We start from the raw sequence: 19,009 nt of genomic DNA, 5'->3' as shown, positions 1-19,009 counted from the left end.
GACGGCGATGTCCGAGCAGAACGAGAACCAGGACACCAGGACGGGAGAGGACCGGCGCGACTCGCCCCGCGTCCCCATGCGCCTGAAGGTCCGGCGGGAGGGGGCGGAGGCCTTCCTGGACCGCGCGGGGGACCTGTCCCTGGGTGGCGTGGGATGGGTGGGCGAGGCCCTGGACGCGGGCCAGGCCGTGGAGGTGCGCTTCGCGCTTCCTCCGTCCCAGGAAGAGGTGCAGGTGCGTGGCGAGGTGCTGCCCCCCAAGGCCGGCATTCCGGGCCCGGTGGTGCGCGTGCGCTTCGTGGAGCTGCCGGTGGAGCTGGAGCTGGCCATCGCCCGGCACCTGGACGAGCAGAGCAAGGACGCGTCCCGGGCCCGCTAGGGCCTTCCCGGACGCACCCGGGCGCCGGCGGACGGCGCCCTTGTCGAAGGAGGGCGGCATGGCGGACGAGATTCCCTGGGAGAGGTTGTTCGAGGAGGCCCAGCGGGTGCGTCAGCGCGCGCACGTGCCGTACTCGAAGTTCCCCGTGGGGGCCGCCGTGCTGTACGCGGACGGCTCCGTCGTGGCCGGCTGCAACGTGGAGAACGCCACCTATGGCCTCACCGTCTGCGCGGAGCGCAACGCGTTCGCCGCGGGCGTGGCCCAGGGGCGCGCGAAGCCGGTGGCCGTGGCCATCGTCGTGGACACCCCGGAGCCCTGTCCCCCGTGCGGCATGTGCCGTCAGGTGATGGCGGAGTTCGCCGGGCCTGACCTTCCGGTGCGAAGCCGCACCCTCAACGGGCAGGAGGCGCGCTATTCGCTCAGCGAATTGCTGCCCCACGCCTTCACCCGTTCATTCCTCTAGGACTTCTTCCCTTGGACCTGCTTCTCACTGGCGCCACTGTCGTCACCATGAACCGCGACCGCGAGGTGCTGCCTCGCACGGACGTGCTCGTGCAGGACGGGCGCATCGCCAAGGTGGGCCGCGGCCTGAAGGTGAAGGGCGCCCGCCGCGTCCTGGACCTCACCGGGCAGGTGGTGATGCCCGGCCTCATCCACGGCCACCTGCACGCCTGCCAGACGCTGTTCCGCGGCCACGCGGACAAGCGGGAGCTGCTGGACTGGCTGAAGGAGCGCATCTGGCCCATGGAGGCGGCGCACGACGCGGCGTCCCTGCGCGCCAGCGCGGACCTCACCTTCGCGGAGCTCATCCGCTCCGGCTCCACGGCGGCGCTCGACATGGGCACCGTGCACCACTACGACGCCGTCTTCGAGTCCGCGCGCGACTGCGGCTTCCGGCTCGTCGGTGGCAAGGCGATGATGGACGCTGGCGCGGAGGTGCCCCCCGGCCTGCGCGAGACGACGGCGGACTCGCTGTCGGAGAGCCTGGCGCTGATGGAGCGCTGGCACGGCACCCACGACAACCGCCTGCGCTACGCGTTCGCGCCGCGCTTCGCCCTGTCCTGCTCGCCGGAGCTGCTGCGCGAGGTGGGCCGGCTGTCGCGTGAGAGGGGCGTGCGGATCCACTCGCACGCCAGCGAGAACCGCACGGAGACGGACGTGGTCCGCCAGGTGACGGGCCAGGACAACATCGCCTTCTTCCACGGGCTGGGGCTCACCGGCCGCCACGTCACGCTGGCCCACTGCGTGTGGGTGGAGGGCGAGGAGCAGCGGCTCCTGCGCGAGTCCGGCACGGTGGTGTGTCACTGCCCGGGCTCCAACCTGAAGCTCGCGTCGGGCTACGCGCGCGTGCCGGAGCTCTTGAAGGACGGCATCCCCGTGGCGCTGGGGGCGGACGGCGCCCCGTGCAACAACACGTTGGACCTGTTCCATGAGATCCGGCTCGCGTCCGTGCTGCACAACCCGCGCGTGGGGCCGGTGGCGATGACGCCCATGCACGTCCTGGAGATGGCCACGCTGCACGGCGCGCGCGCCCTGGGCCTGGAGGACGAGGTGGGCTCCGTGGAGGTCGGCAAGCGCGCGGACCTCACCGTGGTGGACACGCGCGGCTTCCACTTCTGCCCGCTGCCGGAGGACGTCACCGGGCCGCTGGTGTACTCGGCGCGCTCCACGGACGTGTCGCACGTGCTCATCGACGGCAAGCTGGTGCTGCGCGAGGGCGAGCTGACCACGCTGGACGCGCACGCGGTGCTGGCCAACGCCCGCACGCAGGCCACGAAGCTCTTCGCCCGCGCGAAGCTCCAGGCCTCCTAGCGGCGCCGCGCGGCCGGCGAACCCGGGGCCGGCGTCGCCGCCGCCTGCGCGCGGGGCAGCCGCAGCACGAAGGACGTGGCCCATCCCTCCGAGTCCTCCACGCCCAGCCTGCCGCCGTGGGCCTCCGCCGCCAGCCGGGAGAAGTACAGCCCCAGGCCGTAGCCCCGGCGGCCCTCCTTCTCGCGGTGGCCCTGCACGTACTTGTCGAAGAGGGACTCGCGCGCCTCCGGCGGAATGGAGATGCCGTCGTTGCGCACCGCCAGCCACTGCTCGCCCGCCGTCTCGCCCGCCTCCAGGCGCACCCGCCCGCCGGATGGGGCGTAGCGGAGCGCGTTGGTGGCCAGGTTCTCCACCACGCGGATGAGCAGGCCCGCGTCGCCCACCATCTGGAAGCCCGGCGGGCACGACAGCTCCAGCTTGATCTTGCGCAGCCGGGCCGCGCCATCCAGTGAGCGGCGGACCTCGTCGAAGAGGGGCGCCACCGGGAAGGGCTGCTTGCGCGGGGACAGCCGGCCCTGCTCCAGCCGGGGCACGTCCAGCAGGTCGGAGATCATCCGGTCCAGGCGCGCCGTGACGGCCAGGCCCGTGCGCACGGACTCCACCATGGGCGTGCCGATGGGCAGCTCCTGCTCCATCCACGACAGCGACAGCGTCACCGCGGACAGGGGCGAGCGCAGGTCATGCACCAGGAACTGCATCAGCTGCTCCTGGTGGGCCTGGAGCGCCTCCAGCTGGGCGGTGCGCGCGCGGGCTTCGGACAGCATGCGCTCGATGGTGCGGTGGGCGTCCTCCACCTCCGTGGTGCGGCGGGCCTCCAGCTGCCGGGCCACCTCCGCGTGCGACAGGTCCATGGCCAGCTGCCGCAGCCGCCCGGTGCCGTAGTGGCTCACCGCCGCCACCAGCACCAGCGTCACCGCCGCCACGACCATGGCGCCCGGGCCCACGCCCACCTGGTGCATGAGGAAGGCCTGGGCCAGCGACGCCAGGCCCGCCGTGCCGTAGACGAGCCACGGCATCAGCTCCAGCCCGGAGAGCGCCACCACCAGCGCGAACAGCCCCAGGCTGAAGCCCGCCACCCCGGCGGGGAAGGGCGACACCGGCAGGGCCCACTGCTGGAGGCCGAACACCAGCCCCACGTCCACCAGGGACTGCACGACCCCCAGCTGCCGCGTCAGCGGCCGGGAGCGCAGCGCGAAGAGCAGGGCCACCACGCCGCCGTAGCAGAGCAGGAGCGGCGGGTAGTGCGCCCAGTCCCGGGCGCCCGTCAGCCACAGCCCCAGGCTGACGGCGAAGAACACGACCGTGCCCACCAGCCGCACCGCCGCTCCCGCGCCCAGGACACGCCGGCGTTGGGCGGACACCACCCGCGCGAGCTCGTCTTCAAAGGCAACGGGAGGGGTCGGGTCCATGCGACGCTCTGGTTTTCCCCGCTTCCTCCCCACCCGGCAAGTTCATGGCCACAACGTCTTTCGCGACCCCGGGTGGCCATCTAAAGGAACAGGGAGTGGCGGATGGGTGCCGCCCGGTGGCCCTGAACCCGGCCAGACTGGCGGGCGGAGGGCCTTCCGCGGGCAATCATCCGCTCCGGGCGGGCGTAGTCACGATGACACGCGCCTCGCGGCCGGATGCTTGTGGGCGTCGGAGTTCGTGTAAGGTGGCTGGCATTACGCACAGGCGGAGGTGAGAGCCGACATGTGGCAGCGATTCAAGAGAGCGATGCGGAGCTTCGCGGGCTTCTTCGTCTCCTCCATCGAGGACCCGGAGCTGATCCTCGAGCAGAACATCCGCGACCTGAATGATCAGGTCCCCAAGATGAACGAGTCCATCGCCATGGTCCGGGCGAACGTGACCCTGCTCGAGAAGGAGAACCAGAAGTACCAGCAGGACGTGCGCGAGCTGACCGCCAAGGTGAAGGCCGCCATCCAGGCGGGCCGCGACGACCTGGCCGGCACCTACGCGACCAAGCTGCAGGCGGAGAAGGAGGCGCTCGCCCGCAACGAGCAGCAGCTGGAGATCGCCAAGCAGGCCTACGAGAAGGCGCTGAACGTCAAGAAGGCGTTCATGCGCGAGAAGGACAAGAAGACCCACGAGGCGATGAACGCCATCCGGGACGCGCGCCGCGCCAAGTGGCAGGCGAAGGTCGCCGACACGATGGAGTCCTTCACCGTGGCGGGCGTGGACTCCACGCACGACGAGATGCTGCGCAAGGTGCAGGAGAAGACGGCCATCAACGAGGCGCGCATGCAGATGGCGCTCGACACGGTGGACCACCAGGGCGCGCTCATTGAAGAAGAGGCCGAGAAGCTCCAGGCCAACGAGCTGGTGAAGCAGATGAAGATGGAGATGGGCCTGCTGGACAGCCCCGCGCCCGTGTCGGACGTGGGGGCGGGTCCGGAAAAGACCATCGGCAAGAAGGTGGAGATCAAGTAGGTCTTCCCCCATGAAAGGGGCCGGCGCACACGGATGAAGCTGCACCGCGGACCCGGCCTCTTTCTCTTCCTCGCGCTCTGTGTCCTGGGCGCGGGGTACGTGTTCGCCTCGCGGGCGGGCTACCTCGACCGCCTGCAGGCGCGCTTCTTCCCCTCCACCCGTGAAGCGGTGCGGCTGTCCCCGGGCGACTTCCCGGCGGGCGTCGCGGCCCCGGTGGCGGACGTGGCGTCGGTGCCGCTCCGGCCCGTGCTCATCGGGTTCACCCCGCGCGGTTCGGCCTCCGCGCTGCTCGTTGCCACCGGCGGCGCCACCACCCTGGACAATCCCAGCACGCCTCCCGGCGCCGCGCAGGGCCTGCTCAAGACGGCCTACGCGCTGGACGCCCGCGCGGTGCTCTTCGCGCGCGAGGAGGAGCTCAAGCAGGCCCTGTCCGTGGGCGCGGAGAACGGCGGCGTGGACATGGCGGCCCTGTCGGTGGACCGGCTCGCGTCCTGGGCGCCCACGCTGAGGGACGCGGCGCCGCGCACGGTGATGCTCGTGGGGCGCAGCCGGGGCCAGGAGGCCATGGCGGCGGTGGGCGTGGCGGACCTGGCCAGCCTGCGCGGCAAGCGGGTGGGCGTGTATCCGGGCGGCTCGTCGCACTACTTCGCGCTGTGGGTGCTGGCCCGGGCGGGGCTGCGCACCAGTGACGTGCGCTGGGTGGAGCTGCCCTCCACGCTGGACGCCGGCCGGGCCCTGCGGGAGGGGCGGGCGGACGTGGTGGTGGGGCTGTGGGGCGACGTGGAGCTGGCGGCGCGCGACCGGGGCGGCAAGGTGCTGGCCACCACCGCGGACGCCCCGCACCTGCTGGCCACGGTGCTGGTGGCCCGGGGCGACTTCGCGGCGCGCTACCCGGACGCGGTGCGGCGGGTGCTGCGGGGGCTGTTGGACGCGGGGCAGGGCGTGCTCAAGGACCCGGCGGCCGGCGCGCGGCTGCTGGGCGAGGTGGCGCCCTACCTGGGCGACCCCACGGAGGCCATCCGCAGCGCTCCGCCCGCGACGCTGGCGGACAATCGGGCCTTCTTCGGACTTTCCGGCGAGGCGCCGGTTACCTATGACGAGCTCTTCCAGAGCGCCGCGGCGCTCTTCCAGAAGCTCAAGCGCGGGACGGCGCCCCCACCGGCGGAGGACACGCGGGACCTGGGCGCGCTGAAGTACGTCTCCGAGGCGCGGGGGCCCTGACAGGGGCCCCAAGAGGCAAGGGAGTCGGACGTGGCGAAGACACCGAACTACATCAAGGCCGCGTTCCTCCTGCCGGCCAACCTGGTGGGGCTGACGACGGCGGCCATGTCCAGCGCCGTGACGCAGGAGCCGCTGCCCATGATGGTGGCGCTGGGCGTGGAGGGCGTCTACCTGGCCGTCGTGTCGTCCATGAAGCGCTTCCAGCGCGCGGTGCGGGCGCAGCAGCCGGACGACCCGGAGGCGGCGCGCGCGGCGGTGGACGCGCTGCTCGCGGACCTGGCGCCGTCCCAGCGCGACCACTACCAGCAGCTGGTGGGGCTGAAGGAAAAGATCCTGGCCAACTACCGCAAGCTGCCCGGCGGGCGCGTGCTGGTGGCGGACAGCGAACCCAAGCTGGACGCGCTGCTCACGTCCTTCTTGCGGCTCATCTCCGCGCTCAACCAGTACCGCACGTACCTCAGCGGGTCCGACCGGGAGCACCTCACCTCCGAGGTGACGGCGCTGGAGGCGGAGGTCGAGCAGGAGGCCAACCCGCGCCTCAAGGACGTGAAGGGCAAGCGCGTGGAGATCCTGCGCAAGCGCCTGATGCGCTTCGAGCAGGCGGGCGAGAGCCGCGAGGTGGTGAGCCACCAGCTGGCGGGCATCGAGGACCTGATGCGGCTGACGCATGAGCAGTCCATCGCCATCCGCGACCCGGAGAGCGTCAACCGGCAGCTGGACGTGCTCTCCGCGGAGACGGAGGCCACGGACGAGACGGTGCGCCAGATGGAGCGCTTCCTCGACTTCACCGAGGAGACCTCCGCGCCCCTGCCGCACGGCGGCACCCGCGTGCGGTAGAGCAGGCACGGGCCCGGACGGCGGGCACCTGTTCACCGTGGCACCTTGCGGCCGTGGCAAGCGACGGTGACGGCGCACGAATAGATTGACTCTCCGCCGAAGGCATCCTGTCCTGACGCCCATGCTCCGCCGAGTTGGGTTCCTCCCGTTGCTCCTGCTCTTGGTCGTGTTCGCCGGCTGCTCGCGCTGCGGGAAGGAGGCGGCGGGGCCCGCGGATTCGCCCCGGGGCGTGTCGCGCTACCTGCCGCGCAGCGCGCAGGCGGCCGTCGTCATCGATGACCTGGGCACGCTGGGCGAGAAGCTCGCGCGCTTCCAGAACCTCAAGGTGGCCACGTTCGTCGCGCAGCTGCAGAACTTCTCCTCCGCGGAGCGCTACGTGTCCGCGGTGATGCGGCAGGTGGGCGTGGACCTGCGCAGCAGGAAGGCGCTGGAGGACGCGGGCATCGACCCGAAGCGCGGCGCGGGCGCGGCCTTCCTCGGCGGCACGCAGGCGGTGTCCGTGCTGGGCGTGAAGGACGCGGACAAGCTGAAGACGACCTTCGGCACCTTCGCCCGCACGCGCCTGGGCGCGACGGAGGAGAAGGACGCGAAGGTGGACGCCGGGCGGCTCGTCACCTTCAACCGCCCGGGCTCCACGGAGCCCCTGCTGGGCATGCTCTTCCTCAAGCACGACCTGGTGCTCATGTCCGCGGGCGCGGCGGTGTCGCGGCTGACGGAGCTGGCGGCGCTGCCGGAGGAGCAGTCGCTGGCGAAGGAGCCGGTGCTGGAGGACTCCCTCAAGCGGCTCTCCGGCGACCGCGACTTCCACGTGTGGCTGCCGGGCGGCATGGGCCTCTTGCCCGCGGGCAGCGTGCAGGGCATCACCCTCACGGGCCACATCGAGGAGCGCGCGGTCACGCTGCGCGCGGACGCGCCGTGGCCGGACACGCAGGCGTCGCTCGCGGCGCTGGAGCCCAGGGGCGCTGAGGCGCTCACGGGCTGGCTGCCGCAGGACGCCTTCCTCGTGGCGCGCTTCCGCGGTGACCCCGCGCAATTGGACGGCGTGTGGCCGTACCTCGCCGGCTCGCAGGTGACGCGCGCGGTGCAGGAGGCGGGCTTCAACGTGAAGACAGAGGTGCTGGACAACCTCAAGCCGGGCCAGGTGCTCGCGCTGTCGCTGGCGCCCAACGTCAACCTGTCCTCGGGCATGCCGGACCTGGACCTGCGGCGCACCAACCCCTTCCGCTTCGTCAACCTGGTGGCGCTCGCGGAGGTGAAGGACGCGGCAAAGGGGCAGGCCTCGTTGGAAAAGGTGCCCGGCTTCGCGGGCGGCTTCGGCGCGAAGGTGGAGGCCGCGGACCTGAACGGCCAGAAGGCGTACCTCACGTCGTACCGCGCGGGCGAGGGCGCGCACTTCGCGCTGTCCAAGGACGGCAAGCTGGTGCTCGCGGCGCCGAGGTCGCGGCTGGAGTCCACCCTGGCCGCGCTGACGCAGCCGGCGGGCGCGGGCCCCGTGTCCGAGGACCTGAAGGCCGTGGGCAAGGACGCCGCGCTGGTGGTGCTCCTGGACCTGCGCCGGCTGTCGGACGCGGTGAAGGCGCTGCCGTCCGCCGCGTGGGGCATTGGCGGCTTCGCCATCAAGGCCACCACCGTGCGCTGGCTGGACGCCACGGATGACCTGCGCGCCGTCACGCTGGCCCTGTCGCGCAAGGACAAGGCGCTCCAGGCGGAAGTCTCCCTGCGGCTCACCCCGGCGCCCGCCGCCACCACGACCACCCCGGCCACGCCTTGATCCACGCGCGCGATGTCGTGAAGGAGTACGAGGACGGCGAGGGCGCGCGCGTGCGCGTCCTCGACGGCGTGTCCCTGGACGTGGAGGCCGGGGACTTCGTCGCGGTGGTGGGCGCGTCCGGCAGCGGCAAGTCCACGCTGCTGCACCTCTTGGGCGGCCTGGACGTGCACTACCAGGGGCAGGTGGAGGTGGGCGGCGTGAAGCTCACCGGCCTGGGCGACAAGGCGCTGGCGCACTTCCGCAACACGCACGTGGGCTTCGTCTTCCAGTCCTTCCACCTCATCCCCAACCTGTCCGCGCTGGAGAACGTGCTCCTGCCGTCGCACTTCGGCCCGGCCACGGCGGACGGGCGCAAGCGCGCGAGCCAGTTGCTGGAGCGCGTGGGCCTGGGCGCCAAGCAGGACCGCGCGCCGGTGCGGCTGTCCGGCGGCGAGCGCCAGCGCGTGGCCATCGCGCGTGCGCTCTTCGGCGGCCCGAAGCTGCTGTTGTGCGACGAGCCCACGGGCAACCTGGACGCGGCCACGGGCGCGGGCGTCATCCAGCTCTTCCAGGAGCTGCACAAGGAAGGGCTCACGGTGCTGACCGTCACCCACGAGGAGCGGATGAGCGCGGTGGCGCGCCGGGTGCTGCGGCTCAAGGACGCGCGGCTGGTGGAGGAGTCCCCCGCGCCCTCGCCCCTCACGCCGCGAGGTGCCCCGTGAGGTTCGACGCGCTGTCGCGACTGGTGAGGTTGTCCCTCGCGCGCGAGCGCCGGGGCGCCTTCTTCTCCGCCTTCGGCGTGGCCATGGGCGTGGGCGCGCTGGTCTTCTTCGTGGGCCTGGGCCTGGGCGTGGGGCGCGTCATCCGCGAGCGCATCTTCCCCACGGACTCGAAGCTGGTGGACGTGGTTCCGCCGGCGGTGTCGCTGGGCCTGCTGGGCGGCGGCAAGCTGGACGCGGCCGCGGTGGAGCGCCTGGCTGCGCTGCCCGGTGTGGAGGCGACATACCGGAAGATGAACGTCCGCGTGCCGGCCGTCACGCGCTACGACGGCACCTTCTTCGGCTCGCGCCTGCGCATGGGCATGGAGGTGCTCGCGGTGGGCGTGGACCCCGGCCTCATCCAGAGGGACATCGGGCTGCCGGAGGCCCGGGACTTCAAGGACCCGGGGGAGGGCAAGGCCATCCCCGCGCTCATCTCCACGCGCCTGTTGGAGCTGTACAACAAGACGTTCGCGCCCGCGCGCAAGCTGCCGCAGCTGTCCGCGGAGATGCTCATCGGCTTCGGCTTCCCGGTGGAGTTCAACCGCTCCTACGTGGCGGCCACGTCCGGCGGGCCCAGCACCACGCAGCAGGCGCAGGTGGTGGGCGCGTCCGACCGGGCCATGTTCGCGGGCATCACCCTCCCGCTGGACACCGCGGTGCGCATCAACCGCGCGTCCGGCGCGGACGCGGACACCTACTCCGGCGTCACGCTGGTGGCGGCGGACCCCTCGCGCGTCCCGGAGCTGGTGGAGGCGGTGAAGGGGATGGGCTTCGAGATCGATGATCAGGAGCGCCGGCTGGCGGAGAACGCGGGCGCCGCGGTGGCGCTCACCACGTCCGCGCTGGCGCTGCTCTCCATCCTCATCTGCGTGCTGGCCGCGGTGAACATCGCCCACGCGATGTCCTCCTCCGTGCGCGCGCGGGCCCGGGAGATTGGCGTGATGCAGGCGGTGGGCGCCTCGCGCTCGGACGTGCGCGCCATCGTGCTGGCGGAGGCCGGCGTGGTGGGCGTGCTGGGCGGCGCGGCGGGCACGGCGGCGGCGCTGGTGCTGGCCCTGGTCGTGGACAGGCTGGCGGCGGGCTACCTGCCCAACTTCCCCTTCAAGCCAGAGAGCTTCTTCTCGTTCCCGGTCGCCGTGATCCTGGGCGGTGTGCTCCTGGGCCTCTTCGCCGCGCTCGCCGGGGCCTACTTCCCCAGCCGCCGCGCCGCCGCCACGGATCCGGCAAGGACGCTCGCGGGATGAACGGACCTTCACGCAAGACGCTTCTGGTCAATGCGCTGTGCCTGGGCGCGCTCGGGTGGATCTACGGGGGCGACCTGTCGGATGCCCTGCGCGCCCGGACCGAGGAGGTCTCCGCGCTCCTGACGCCGCCGTCCGCCGTGCGCGCCAGCGTCGTGCTGGGGCTCACGGGCGTGGGCCTGGCCGTGCTCCTCGCGGGGCTCCTCCGCAAGAAGCCGGAGGGCTTCAAGGGCTACCGGCTGCTGCCCATCCTGCTCGTGGTGGCGCTCTTCGTGGACCTGGTGCTGGCGGAGTCCCGCACGCCGCTGGACTCGCCGGAGCTGGCCTCCGTGGCCCTGCAGCGCTTCCAGGCCGAGGCGCAGCGGCTGTCCTCGGTGGAGGCCGTGCCCTCGCGGGCGCAGGTGCTCCAGCCGCTGGTGGACGCGCTGGGCGCGCCCCCCTACCTGGAGCGCGGCACCCCGGTGCCGGCCTATGCACTCCAGGTGCGCGCGGACTGCGAGGGCCCGGTCCGCGACGCGCCCGGCACCCGGCCCGGCACGCTGCTGTACTGCGTGGCCCGGGATGGCAAGCAGGCCTGGGTGACGCTGGTGGGCCTGCCCGCCGAGGTGCGCTTTGGTGCGCCTGCCGTGCTCTCCCGCGGGGGGGAGCCGCGCGTCTCCGTGGTGCGCGTCCAGGTCCCCCAGGAGCCCGAGGAGGGTGAGGGCGTGCCGGGCATCGACCTGGAGATCCCCGTGCTGGACGGGGGCGCGGCGGCGTCCCCGTCACCCTGAAGAGGCCAGCATGGGGCCGCCTGCCGGGCAAGCGGGCGGAAATAGGTCCGCGCGCGCGGTTGACCCTTTGGAGCCGCGATCGATAGGCTCGCCTCAAGGACTCAACCCCCACGCACAGTGACGACCTCTCAACCGAAGCGGCAACCCATCCCGTTCGGGAAGTATCTCCTCCTGGACCGCGTCAACATCGGCGGCATGGCGGAGGTCTGGCGCGGCAAACAATTTGGCGCCAGCGGCTTCGAGCGGCTCGTCGCCATCAAGCGCATCCTGCCGAACATCGCCGAGGATGAAGAATTCATCTCGATGTTCATCGATGAGGCGAAGATCAGCGTCCAGCTGACCCACGCCAACATCGCGCAGATCTACGAACTGGGGCAGATCGCCAGCAGCTACTTCATTTCGATGGAGTACATCCCCGGCAAGGACATGCGGGCCATCTTCGACCGCTGCCGGAAGAAGGGGGAGCCCGCGCCGGTGCCGCTGGTCGCCTTCTGCGTGGCGAAGATGTGCGAGGGCCTGGACTACGCCCACCGCAAGAAGGACGGGATGGGGCGCGACCTCAACATCGTCCACCGCGACATCTCGCCGCAGAACGTGCTCGTGTCCTTCGAGGGCGAGGTCAAGGTCATCGACTTCGGCATCGCGAAGGCGGCGGGCAAGGCCACCAAGACGCAGGCCGGCATCCTCAAGGGCAAGTTCGGCTACATGAGCCCGGAGCAGATCCGCGGCCTGCCGCTGGACCGCCGCTCGGACGTGTTCGCCATTGGCGTCTGCCTCTACGAGATGCTCACCGGCGAGCGCCTCTTCGTGGGCGACAGCGACTTCAGCGTGCTGGAGAAGGTGCGCAAGGCGGAGGTGCCGTCGCCGTCCACGTACAACCGGCGCATCCCGGAGGCGCTGGAGCGCATCGTCCTCAAGGCGCTCGCGAAGGACGTGGACGAGCGCTATCAGTACGCCAGCGAGCTGGGCGACGACCTGCAGCGCTTCCTGCTGACGAACGACTCCATCTTCGGCCGCAAGGACCTCATGCAGTACATGAAGTCCACGTTCGCGGAGGAGGTCGAGCGCGAGAAGCAGCGCCTGGCCGAGTACGCGGACATCCGCGCGCCGGATGGCATGCTGGCGGCCATCGAGGCGGGCTTCAGCGGCCCGTCCCCGGTGCCCACGCAGAGCCTGACCAACATCCCGGCGGTGGCGCCCTCCACGCCCGCCGTGGAGCCCGTCTCCGCGCCGCCGCCGCGCGCGTCCAACTCCGGCGCCAACGCGCAGGGGGCGCGCCGGTCGCCCACGCTCGCCGCGCTGCCCAAGCTGACCGCCGCGCCCGCCGCGCCCTCGCCCAAGGAGGACGAGGAGCTGGCGACGCAGATGGTGGACCGCGACGCGGTCTTCAACGACGCGCCGGAGCCCACCACCCAGCCGGGCGCCGCCATTGGCCGCGCCGTCACGCCGCTGGAGACGCCGGCCCCGCCCCCGGACGACGAGGGGGAGGACGTGTCGGGCCGCACCGCCGTCATCCCGCCGCCCTCCTCGCTGCCGCCGCCGGGACCGCCGCGCCTGACGCAGAACGCCCCGGTGCTGACCGCCGCGCCGCCGCGCCCGTCGCTGACCAACATCCCCACGCTGGCGGCCACGGACGCGCCCGCGCCCCGGCCCACGCCGAACCGGGGCAGCGACAACCCGTTGCCGCGCATCCACCGGCCGGACTCTCCGCCAGAGCCCATGCCGGCCCCGCCGCGTCCGCCCGCGCCCCCCGTGCTCAGCGGCGGGAACGCGCGCCCGCCCCCGGCCGCGAAGGAGGCCCGGGAGGCCCGCCAGAAGCACGCGCAGGAGGCGGAGGCACCGTCCCAGGGCCTCGGCTTCAAGGGCATGGACAAGCGCCTGCTCTACGGCGCCGTGGGCCTGGCGTCGCTGCTCATGCTGGTGGGCGTGGCCCTGGTCTTCTCCCCGAGCAAGCCCGCGCAGGGCTACGTGATGGTGGAGCTCAAGACGCAGGAGGCGAAGGACCGCGCGATGGTGTCCATCAACGCGGGCCCTCCGGAGAAGTTCCCCTCCAACGGCTTCATGCTCAAGCCGATGCCCGTGGGCAACGTGCTGGTGGTGGTGACCGCGGACGGCTACGAGGCCTTCAACAAGTCCGTGATGGTATCCGAGGGCGCCAATGCCACGCAGGTGCCGGTGGTGCTCCGGCAGCAGGCGCGTTCCGTGGTCGTGGTCCTCAAGACGCAGCCGGATGACGCCGAGGTGAAGATCGACAGCCAGATTGCCCGCAAGCAGGGCGTCCACGAGGCGGTGCTGCGCGACTTCTCGCTCAACAACGATGCTCCGCTCGTGGAGGTGAGCGCCGCGGGCTACCTGACGTTCGTCAAGAAGATGGCGGTGAGCGGCAACAGCCTGGACGTGGTGGCGACGCTGGAGCGCTCGCCCGTGGAGGTGCGGGTCGAGTCCTCGCCCGAGGGCGCGGCCATCTTCCAGGGTGGCAAGGACCTGGGCGTCGTCACCCCGGCCACCCTCCGGGTGCCGTGGGGCACGCGGGAGCTCACGCTGAAGGCGAAATGCCACGTGGACGAGAGCGTATCCGTCGGTGTGCCGTCCCCGCCGGGTTCCACGGTCAAGGTGGAAGCAACCCTGAGGAAGCAGGCGCGCTGCCGCGATTAGCGGCGGCGTGGGTGTGACGCTAAAGGTAGGTCTGGGGGTCCTCCCCCCGGATATCCCGGGGGAGCGGCGCCGGAGGGATGTCCGTGACGAAGGTGCGTAAGGTGAACAAGGCGGATCCGCTGGCGGATCTGCCCCGCTGGGCGCAGCAGCTGGCGCGCAAGTACTACACGAAGACGGTCAGCACCTTCCTGCTGTACGGGGCCGTGAGGGATTTGCAGCCCCTGCAGTTGGAGGACGGCGGGCGCGGCTTCGGGACGCTCAAGACATTCCTGTCGGAGGAGCTGTTCGGCGGGCGGGACCACGTCCTGTTCTACGACCGCTCGTCGGGCATCCGCTCCGCGACCCCGGAGACGCAGAAGGACCTGGCGCGGGCCATGACGGGCTACGACGCCATGTACGGCACGGACTTCTCCAAGGTCCTGCCGCGCGACCCGGGCCGGGCGCTGCAGATCCTGGAGAACTTCCTGCGCATGCGCCTGAGCGAGGGCCGCTCGCTGGCGCTCATCATCGACTTCGCGGAGACGCTGGTGCCCGGCGGGGAGATGAGCCACCTGTCCGCGGAGGACCGCTTCGTGGTGGCCACGCTGGACAAGTGGGCGCACGACCCGCAGTTCCTGGCGGGCGACGTGTCGGTGGTGCTGCTGGCGGAGAACCTGGCGGACGTGTCGCCGCGCATCAGCCGCAACCCGTACGTGGCGCCCATCGAGCTGCCGCTGCCCACGGAGGAGGAGCGCCTGGAGTACGTGCGCTCCAAGCTGGAGGGCAAGAAGCTCCAGTCGGTGTCGGAGGTGCCGCTGGCGGGCCTGGCGAAGATGACGGCAGGCCTGTCGCGCATCAACCTGGACCGCGTGCTCACGGAGGCGCTGGAGCGAGAGATCCGCATCACGCCGGAGCTGCTCAAGGAGAAGAAGAAGGAGCTCATCCAGGCGGAGTGCCACGGCCTCCTGGAGTTCATCGAGCCCGCGCACACGCTGGACGCGGTGGCGGGGCACGCGCCCGCCAAGCAGATGCTGCGGCAGGCGGCGTCCGCGCTGAAGAAGGGCCGCATCGAGGTCATGCCCATGGGCTACCTGGTGAGCGGACCGGTGGGCACGGGCAAGACGTTCATGGTGAGCTGCTTCGCCGGGGAGATTGGCATCCCGGTGGTGAAGTTCCTGAACTTCCGCAGCCAGTGGCAGGGCGTGACGGAGTCGAACCTGGAGAAGATCTTCAACCTGCTGAAGGCCCTGTGGCCGGTGGCGGTGATGGTGGACGAGGCGGACACCTTCCTCGGCAACCGCGACTCCGGCGGGGACTCCGGCACGAGCAGCCGCATCTTCGGCTCCATTGCGTCCTTCATGGGCAACACGCAGTACCGCGGCAAGATTGTCTGGTTCCTGCTGACGGCGCGGCCGGACCTGCTGCCCATCGACCTGAAGCGCCAGGGCCGCGCGGAGGAGCACCTCGCGCTCTTCTATCCGCAGACGGATGAGGAGCGGAACGAGCTGTTCCAGGCGATGAGCAAGAAGACGGGCGTGTCGGTGGACGGCGTGGAGTCCTTCTCCGCGCTCATCCCCGGCGGCGTGCGCGCCTTCAGCGGCGCGGACATCGAGGCGGTGATGGTGCGCTCGAAGTTCCGCGCGCTGGCGGAGGGGCGCGACCAGGTGACGAAGGACGACCTGGTCGCGGTGCTGGCGGACTTCGTGCCGCCCAGCTACCCGCTGGAAATCGAGATGCAGAACCTGGTGGCGGTGCAGGAGTGCACCAGCCGGGCGCTGCTGCCGGAGAACTTCCGCAAGCTGGACCGCGACTTCATCAGCAAGCGCGTGCGGGAGCTGAAGATGCTCCTGGAAGAGCAGTAGGCAGGCCGTCAGCCCACGGTGACGGGGACGCCCAGGTGCGGGTCCTGGAGCGTCTCCACCACCGCGATGCGGTCGCCCACGGCGAGCGCGTCATGCAGCACGAGGATGTCCTCGTTCGCGTGGCGGATTCAGCCGTGGGACACGTCGCCCCCGAGCAGGGCGGGGGCGCTGGTGCCATGCAGCTCCTCGCCGCTGCGCCGTCCATCCGCCCAGGACAGGTCCAGCAGCCGCGCGCCGAACACGTGCCGGTCGTTCCACAGCCGCGCGCCCGCGTCCTCGGTGGCCACCTGATCCAGCTTCGCCCGGACGACCTTGAGGCCCGGGTGCGTGGGCGTGGCGGTGGTGCCCGCCGCGTTGGGGAAGATGTCCACCAGCTTTCCTTCCGGGTCGAAGAGGAAGGTGCGGTGCTCGCGCAGCGCGATGACCACGCGCACCGGCTGGCCTGAGTAGAAAGGGGAGGGCAGGGCGCGCGACTGTCCCCGTGAGCCCGCAGCGGGGGCGAGCGCCTCCAGGGCCTTCAGCGTGGCGGCGTCGAGCACGCCGCTGGAGCGCAGGCCCGCATGCACCTGGAAGTTGCGCAGCGCGCGGGCCGTGTCCGGGCCGTAGCGCCCGTCCGCGCCGCCGTACAGCGCGAACCCCATGTCCAGGAGCGCGCCCTGCACCGCGCGAAGCCCGTCCCCCTTCGCGCCCGTGCCCAGCACCGTCGCGCCGGAGGCCACGTCCGCGAGCTGGGGCGAGCCGGTGAAGCGGGGATGCTCCAGGACACTCGCCGCCGGAACCCTGGCGCGAACGAGCGGCCCTGAAGCCACCGGCACGGTCGCGGTCCCCACGGTGTCCACGGGGCGCGTGGATGCGCCTGGGGCCGTCGCGGCGGCCTCGCTCCCGCCCGTCGCCCGGGGAGTCGTCACGGCCGCGGTCCCAGCGGCCACCGCGGTGCCTGTCACGCCGTCGCGTGCGTGCTCCTCCGGACCGGACACACCGTCAGAGGGCGGCGCGAGGGCCAGCGCCCGGGGCGAAGTGCCGCCAGCCAGCGAGGACGGCGCGGGCCCGCTGAAGCGCGTCAGCGAGTTGCCCCCGGACGCCCCCGTCCTGTCCCCCGGACGTTCGACTCCACGGGGCAGGACGGACAGGACAGGCGCGGGCTCGCGCGTGTCGGGCGATTCAGCGGGACGCAGCGGTGATTCTCGATGCAGTGCGGATGCGAGCATGGCGCCGGGGACTGCAAGGTCCCGGCCGTCGCGCCATGCACTCCTGCCGCTACGGCGCGCTGAGCGACAGCAGCTTGCCGGTGGGGACCGTGCGGTGGTCCTTGATGTGGTTCCACTTCATGATGTCCTCGACGGACACGTTGTAGCGCTGCGACACCGACCAGAGCGTCTCGCCCTCGGCCAGCGTGTGCACCTTGCCCTTGGTGCCCGGGCCCGCGGGCGCCTGGCCCGCCACCGCGTTGGCCACCACGATGGTGCCGCCGCGCTCCTCCACCTTCGCGGGCGCCGCGCCCTTGGACTCCGGCGGCCACACGGCGAGCACCGTGCCCAGCGACAGCGTGCGGTTGCGCTTGGGCAGGTTGTTCCACTTCTTCAGGTCGTCCACCGACACCTGGAAGCGGTTGGCGATGAGCCACAGGCTGTCGCCCTCCTGCACGCCGTAGGTGATGCGCGTCTTGCCGTCCACCTTCTCCGTCTTCACCGGGCCCGCCGCCACGGGGCCGCGGGGCGTGCCCGCCGGGACCTCGTCCTCCGGCCGCGTCGCCACCACGCCGCTGCGCCGCGCCTGCGCCACCTTCGACGCCAGCGCGCCGCTGACGCCCGCGTCACCGCTGCCACCCCGGCCGCTCGCCGGCACCGGAATCACCAGCTCCGCGCGCACCTTCAGCACCCGCGCGCTCTTCAGCCGGTTCATCTGGAGGATGGCCTCCGGCGCCGTGCCGTACTTCTGGGCAATCTGCGACAGCGTGTCGCCCTTCTTCACCGTGTGCACCCGGAACGTCAGCCGGTCCGCCGGCGACAGCTTCGCCAGGTTCTGCGCGAAGAGCGTCGTGGTGCCGCGCGGCAGCTTCAGGATGTAGGGCTTCGAGGCCGTGGCCGGCGGCGTGCACCAGCGGCGCAGCTCCGGGTTCAGCTCCTGCACTTCCGTCACGCTCACCCCGGCCGCGCGCGCCACCACGTCCAGGTCCGTGGCGTCCGTGAGCTTCACCTCGTCGTACTCCAGCGTGGACTCGTACTGGAACTCGTCCTCGGAGAAGCCGAACGCGGTGGGGTTCTTCGCCACCAGCGCCGCGGCGATGAGCTTGGGCACGTAGTGCTTCGTCTCCTTCGCCAGCCCGCGCTCCTCCGCCAGCACCCAGAAGTCGTTCGTCCCGTAGCGCTCCACCATCTTGCGCACCCGGTACGAGCCCGTGTTGTAGCCCGCCCACGCCAGGTACCAGTGGCCCAGCTCGCCGTAGAGGTCCTTCAGGTACGCCGCCGCCGCCTGCGTGGCCTTGATGGGGTCGCGCCGCTCGTCCACCCAGAAGTCCTGCTTGAGGCCATACTGCTTGCCCGTGCTGGAGATGAACTGCCACGGCCCCGCCGCGTGCGCCCACGAGTACGCGTTCGCGGAGAAGCCGCTCTCAATCATCGCCAGGTACACCGTGTCCCGGGGCAGGCCCTTCGCCTCCAGGATGGGCTGCATCACCGGCAGGTAGCGCGTGGAGCGCGCCATCCACTTGCGGAACCACTTGCGGCCGGGGCCCTGGAAGAACTGGATGTACTCGGCCACCAGCGGCTGCATGTCCACCGGGATGTCGTAGCGGTCCTTCACCTGCGAAATATCGAAATTCGCCAGGTCGGTGATGCGCGCCAGCGGCGGGGCCGTGTCGTCCTCGCGGAAGGTGGGCTCCTCCAGCGCGTCCAGCATTCGCAGCCGCAACGGGTTCGTCAGGCCCAGCCGCCGCAGCGAGTGCATCATCTCCGCGCTCGGCTTCGCCTCCGGATCCAACGTCGCGCCCTCCAGCGCGCGCAGCTCCTCCAACTCGGCGGACTCGGACTCCACCTCTTCAGTCTCTTCGCCTTCCTCCATGGGGGAGGGCGGCGAGGCCAGGCTGCCTGCCGCCATCCGCATGGGGGCTTCCTTGGGAGCCACCGCATGCACGCCAGGCGGCGGCACCGGTGACGGCGCCACACCCTGCGAGGAGGGAACCGAGGCCAGGGTCAGCAGGAGGAATGAGAGAGGCGGCATGGGAACGCCAGGCGAGGTCGCCCAGAAGCAGGCGAAGGCCGCAGTATTCGCCAGCTTTCTTGACAGTCAAACAACAAGTCGCTCGGTGTGCCCCCG

General features: G+C 71.6%; 15 protein-coding genes. 12 read left to right on the top strand and 3 right to left on the bottom strand.

Features of this window, described 5'->3' with window-relative positions; translation table 11 throughout:
- Nucleotides 1–7: 7 nt before the first annotated feature.
- Genes KYK13_RS30005 through KYK13_RS29995 form a run of 3 tightly spaced genes read left to right on the top strand, consistent with a single transcriptional unit; the run spans nucleotide 8 to nucleotide 2,188 of the window.
- Entirely contained in the window at nucleotides 8–376 is a 369-nt protein-coding gene (locus KYK13_RS30005) for a PilZ domain-containing protein (RefSeq protein WP_223636610.1), read from the top strand.
- A 58-nt stretch (nucleotides 377–434) separates the two neighbouring features.
- The gene (locus KYK13_RS30000) at nucleotides 435–839 is read left to right on the top strand and encodes a cytidine deaminase (protein WP_223636608.1); all 405 of its coding nucleotides are present in this window, start codon (nucleotides 435–437) and stop codon (nucleotides 837–839) included.
- A gap of 11 nt (nucleotides 840–850) precedes the next feature.
- The gene (locus KYK13_RS29995; protein WP_223636607.1) at nucleotides 851–2,188 is read left to right on the top strand and encodes a 5'-deoxyadenosine deaminase; all 1,338 of its coding nucleotides are present in this window, start codon (nucleotides 851–853) and stop codon (nucleotides 2,186–2,188) included.
- Here the strand turns inward: KYK13_RS29995 and KYK13_RS29990 are convergent.
- Entirely contained in the window at nucleotides 2,185–3,597 is a 1,413-nt protein-coding gene (locus tag KYK13_RS29990; RefSeq protein WP_223636604.1) for a HAMP domain-containing sensor histidine kinase, read from the bottom strand. The genes KYK13_RS29995 and KYK13_RS29990 overlap by 4 nt on opposite strands.
- 283 nt (nucleotides 3,598–3,880) lie before the next feature.
- Between KYK13_RS29990 and KYK13_RS29985 the strand changes: the two genes are divergently transcribed.
- From KYK13_RS29985 to KYK13_RS29945, 9 genes are all read left to right on the top strand, one after another.
- Nucleotides 3,881–4,618: a PspA/IM30 family protein gene (locus KYK13_RS29985; protein ID WP_223636601.1), complete on the top strand. Its 738-nt coding sequence runs from the start codon at nucleotides 3,881–3,883 to the stop codon at nucleotides 4,616–4,618.
- A gap of 33 nt (nucleotides 4,619–4,651) precedes the next feature.
- Nucleotides 4,652–5,839 (top strand): ABC transporter substrate-binding protein, encoded by a 1,188-nt coding sequence (locus tag KYK13_RS29980; RefSeq protein WP_223636598.1) that lies wholly within the window; start codon nucleotides 4,652–4,654, stop codon nucleotides 5,837–5,839.
- Nucleotides 5,840–5,869: 30 nt separating this feature from the next.
- Entirely contained in the window at nucleotides 5,870–6,676 is an 807-nt protein-coding gene (locus KYK13_RS29975; RefSeq protein WP_223636595.1) for a hypothetical protein, read from the top strand.
- Nucleotides 6,677–6,797: 121 nt separating this feature from the next.
- Nucleotides 6,798–8,447: a hypothetical protein gene (locus KYK13_RS29970; RefSeq protein ID WP_223636593.1), complete on the top strand. Its 1,650-nt coding sequence runs from the start codon at nucleotides 6,798–6,800 to the stop codon at nucleotides 8,445–8,447.
- Entirely contained in the window at nucleotides 8,444–9,148 is a 705-nt protein-coding gene (locus KYK13_RS29965; RefSeq protein WP_223636590.1) for an ABC transporter ATP-binding protein, read from the top strand. The genes KYK13_RS29970 and KYK13_RS29965 overlap by 4 nt, the downstream gene beginning before the upstream one ends.
- Nucleotides 9,145–10,431, top strand: a complete 1,287-nt coding sequence (locus tag KYK13_RS29960) for an ABC transporter permease (RefSeq protein ID WP_223636587.1) — start codon at nucleotides 9,145–9,147, stop codon at nucleotides 10,429–10,431. Before KYK13_RS29965 ends, KYK13_RS29960 begins: the two co-directional genes overlap by 4 nt.
- On the top strand, nucleotides 10,428–11,198 hold the full coding sequence (locus KYK13_RS29955; RefSeq protein ID WP_223636584.1) for a hypothetical protein: 771 nt from the start codon (nucleotides 10,428–10,430) through the stop codon (nucleotides 11,196–11,198). Before KYK13_RS29960 ends, KYK13_RS29955 begins: the two co-directional genes overlap by 4 nt.
- Before the next feature lie 117 nt (nucleotides 11,199–11,315).
- On the top strand, nucleotides 11,316–13,853 hold the full coding sequence (locus tag KYK13_RS29950; RefSeq protein WP_223636581.1) for a serine/threonine-protein kinase: 2,538 nt from the start codon (nucleotides 11,316–11,318) through the stop codon (nucleotides 13,851–13,853).
- 83 nt (nucleotides 13,854–13,936) lie between these two features.
- Entirely contained in the window at nucleotides 13,937–15,694 is a 1,758-nt protein-coding gene (locus KYK13_RS29945; RefSeq protein WP_223636578.1) for an ATP-binding protein, read from the top strand.
- A gap of 128 nt (nucleotides 15,695–15,822) precedes the next feature.
- Here the strand turns inward: KYK13_RS29945 and KYK13_RS29940 are convergent, their stop codons facing one another.
- Both KYK13_RS29940 and KYK13_RS29935 read right to left on the bottom strand, forming a co-directional pair.
- Entirely contained in the window at nucleotides 15,823–16,902 is a 1,080-nt protein-coding gene (locus tag KYK13_RS29940) for a L,D-transpeptidase family protein (RefSeq protein ID WP_223636575.1), read from the bottom strand.
- 49 nt (nucleotides 16,903–16,951) lie between these two features.
- The gene (locus tag KYK13_RS29935; RefSeq protein ID WP_223636572.1) at nucleotides 16,952–18,913 is read right to left on the bottom strand and encodes a LysM peptidoglycan-binding domain-containing protein; all 1,962 of its coding nucleotides are present in this window, start codon (nucleotides 18,911–18,913) and stop codon (nucleotides 16,952–16,954) included.
- Nucleotides 18,914–19,009 lie beyond the last annotated feature (96 nt).

It is taken from the genome of Corallococcus sp. EGB (assembly GCF_019968905.1).
Taxonomy (GTDB): Bacteria; Myxococcota; Myxococcia; order Myxococcales; family Myxococcaceae; genus Corallococcus.
This window is presented reverse-complemented; position numbering and strand designations above follow the sequence as displayed.

Excerpts from the sequence above, each read along its gene's own strand:
- KYK13_RS30000 (WP_223636608.1), top strand. The coding sequence starts at position 435 with ATGGCGGACGAGATTCCCTGGGAGAGGTTGTTCGAGGAGGCCCAGCGG.
- KYK13_RS29970 (WP_223636593.1), top strand. The coding sequence starts at position 6,798 with ATGCTCCGCCGAGTTGGGTTCCTCCCGTTGCTCCTGCTCTTGGTCGTG.
- KYK13_RS29985 (WP_223636601.1), top strand. The coding sequence starts at position 3,881 with ATGTGGCAGCGATTCAAGAGAGCGATGCGGAGCTTCGCGGGCTTCTTC.
- KYK13_RS29990 (WP_223636604.1), bottom strand. The coding sequence starts at position 3,597 with ATGGACCCGACCCCTCCCGTTGCCTTTGAAGACGAGCTCGCGCGGGTG.
- KYK13_RS29940 (WP_223636575.1), bottom strand. The coding sequence starts at position 16,902 with ATGCTCGCATCCGCACTGCATCGAGAATCACCGCTGCGTCCCGCTGAA.
- KYK13_RS29980 (WP_223636598.1), top strand. The coding sequence starts at position 4,652 with ATGAAGCTGCACCGCGGACCCGGCCTCTTTCTCTTCCTCGCGCTCTGT.
- KYK13_RS30005 (WP_223636610.1), top strand. The coding sequence starts at position 8 with ATGTCCGAGCAGAACGAGAACCAGGACACCAGGACGGGAGAGGACCGG.
- KYK13_RS29955 (WP_223636584.1), top strand. The coding sequence starts at position 10,428 with ATGAACGGACCTTCACGCAAGACGCTTCTGGTCAATGCGCTGTGCCTG.
- KYK13_RS29935 (WP_223636572.1), bottom strand. The coding sequence starts at position 18,913 with ATGCCGCCTCTCTCATTCCTCCTGCTGACCCTGGCCTCGGTTCCCTCC.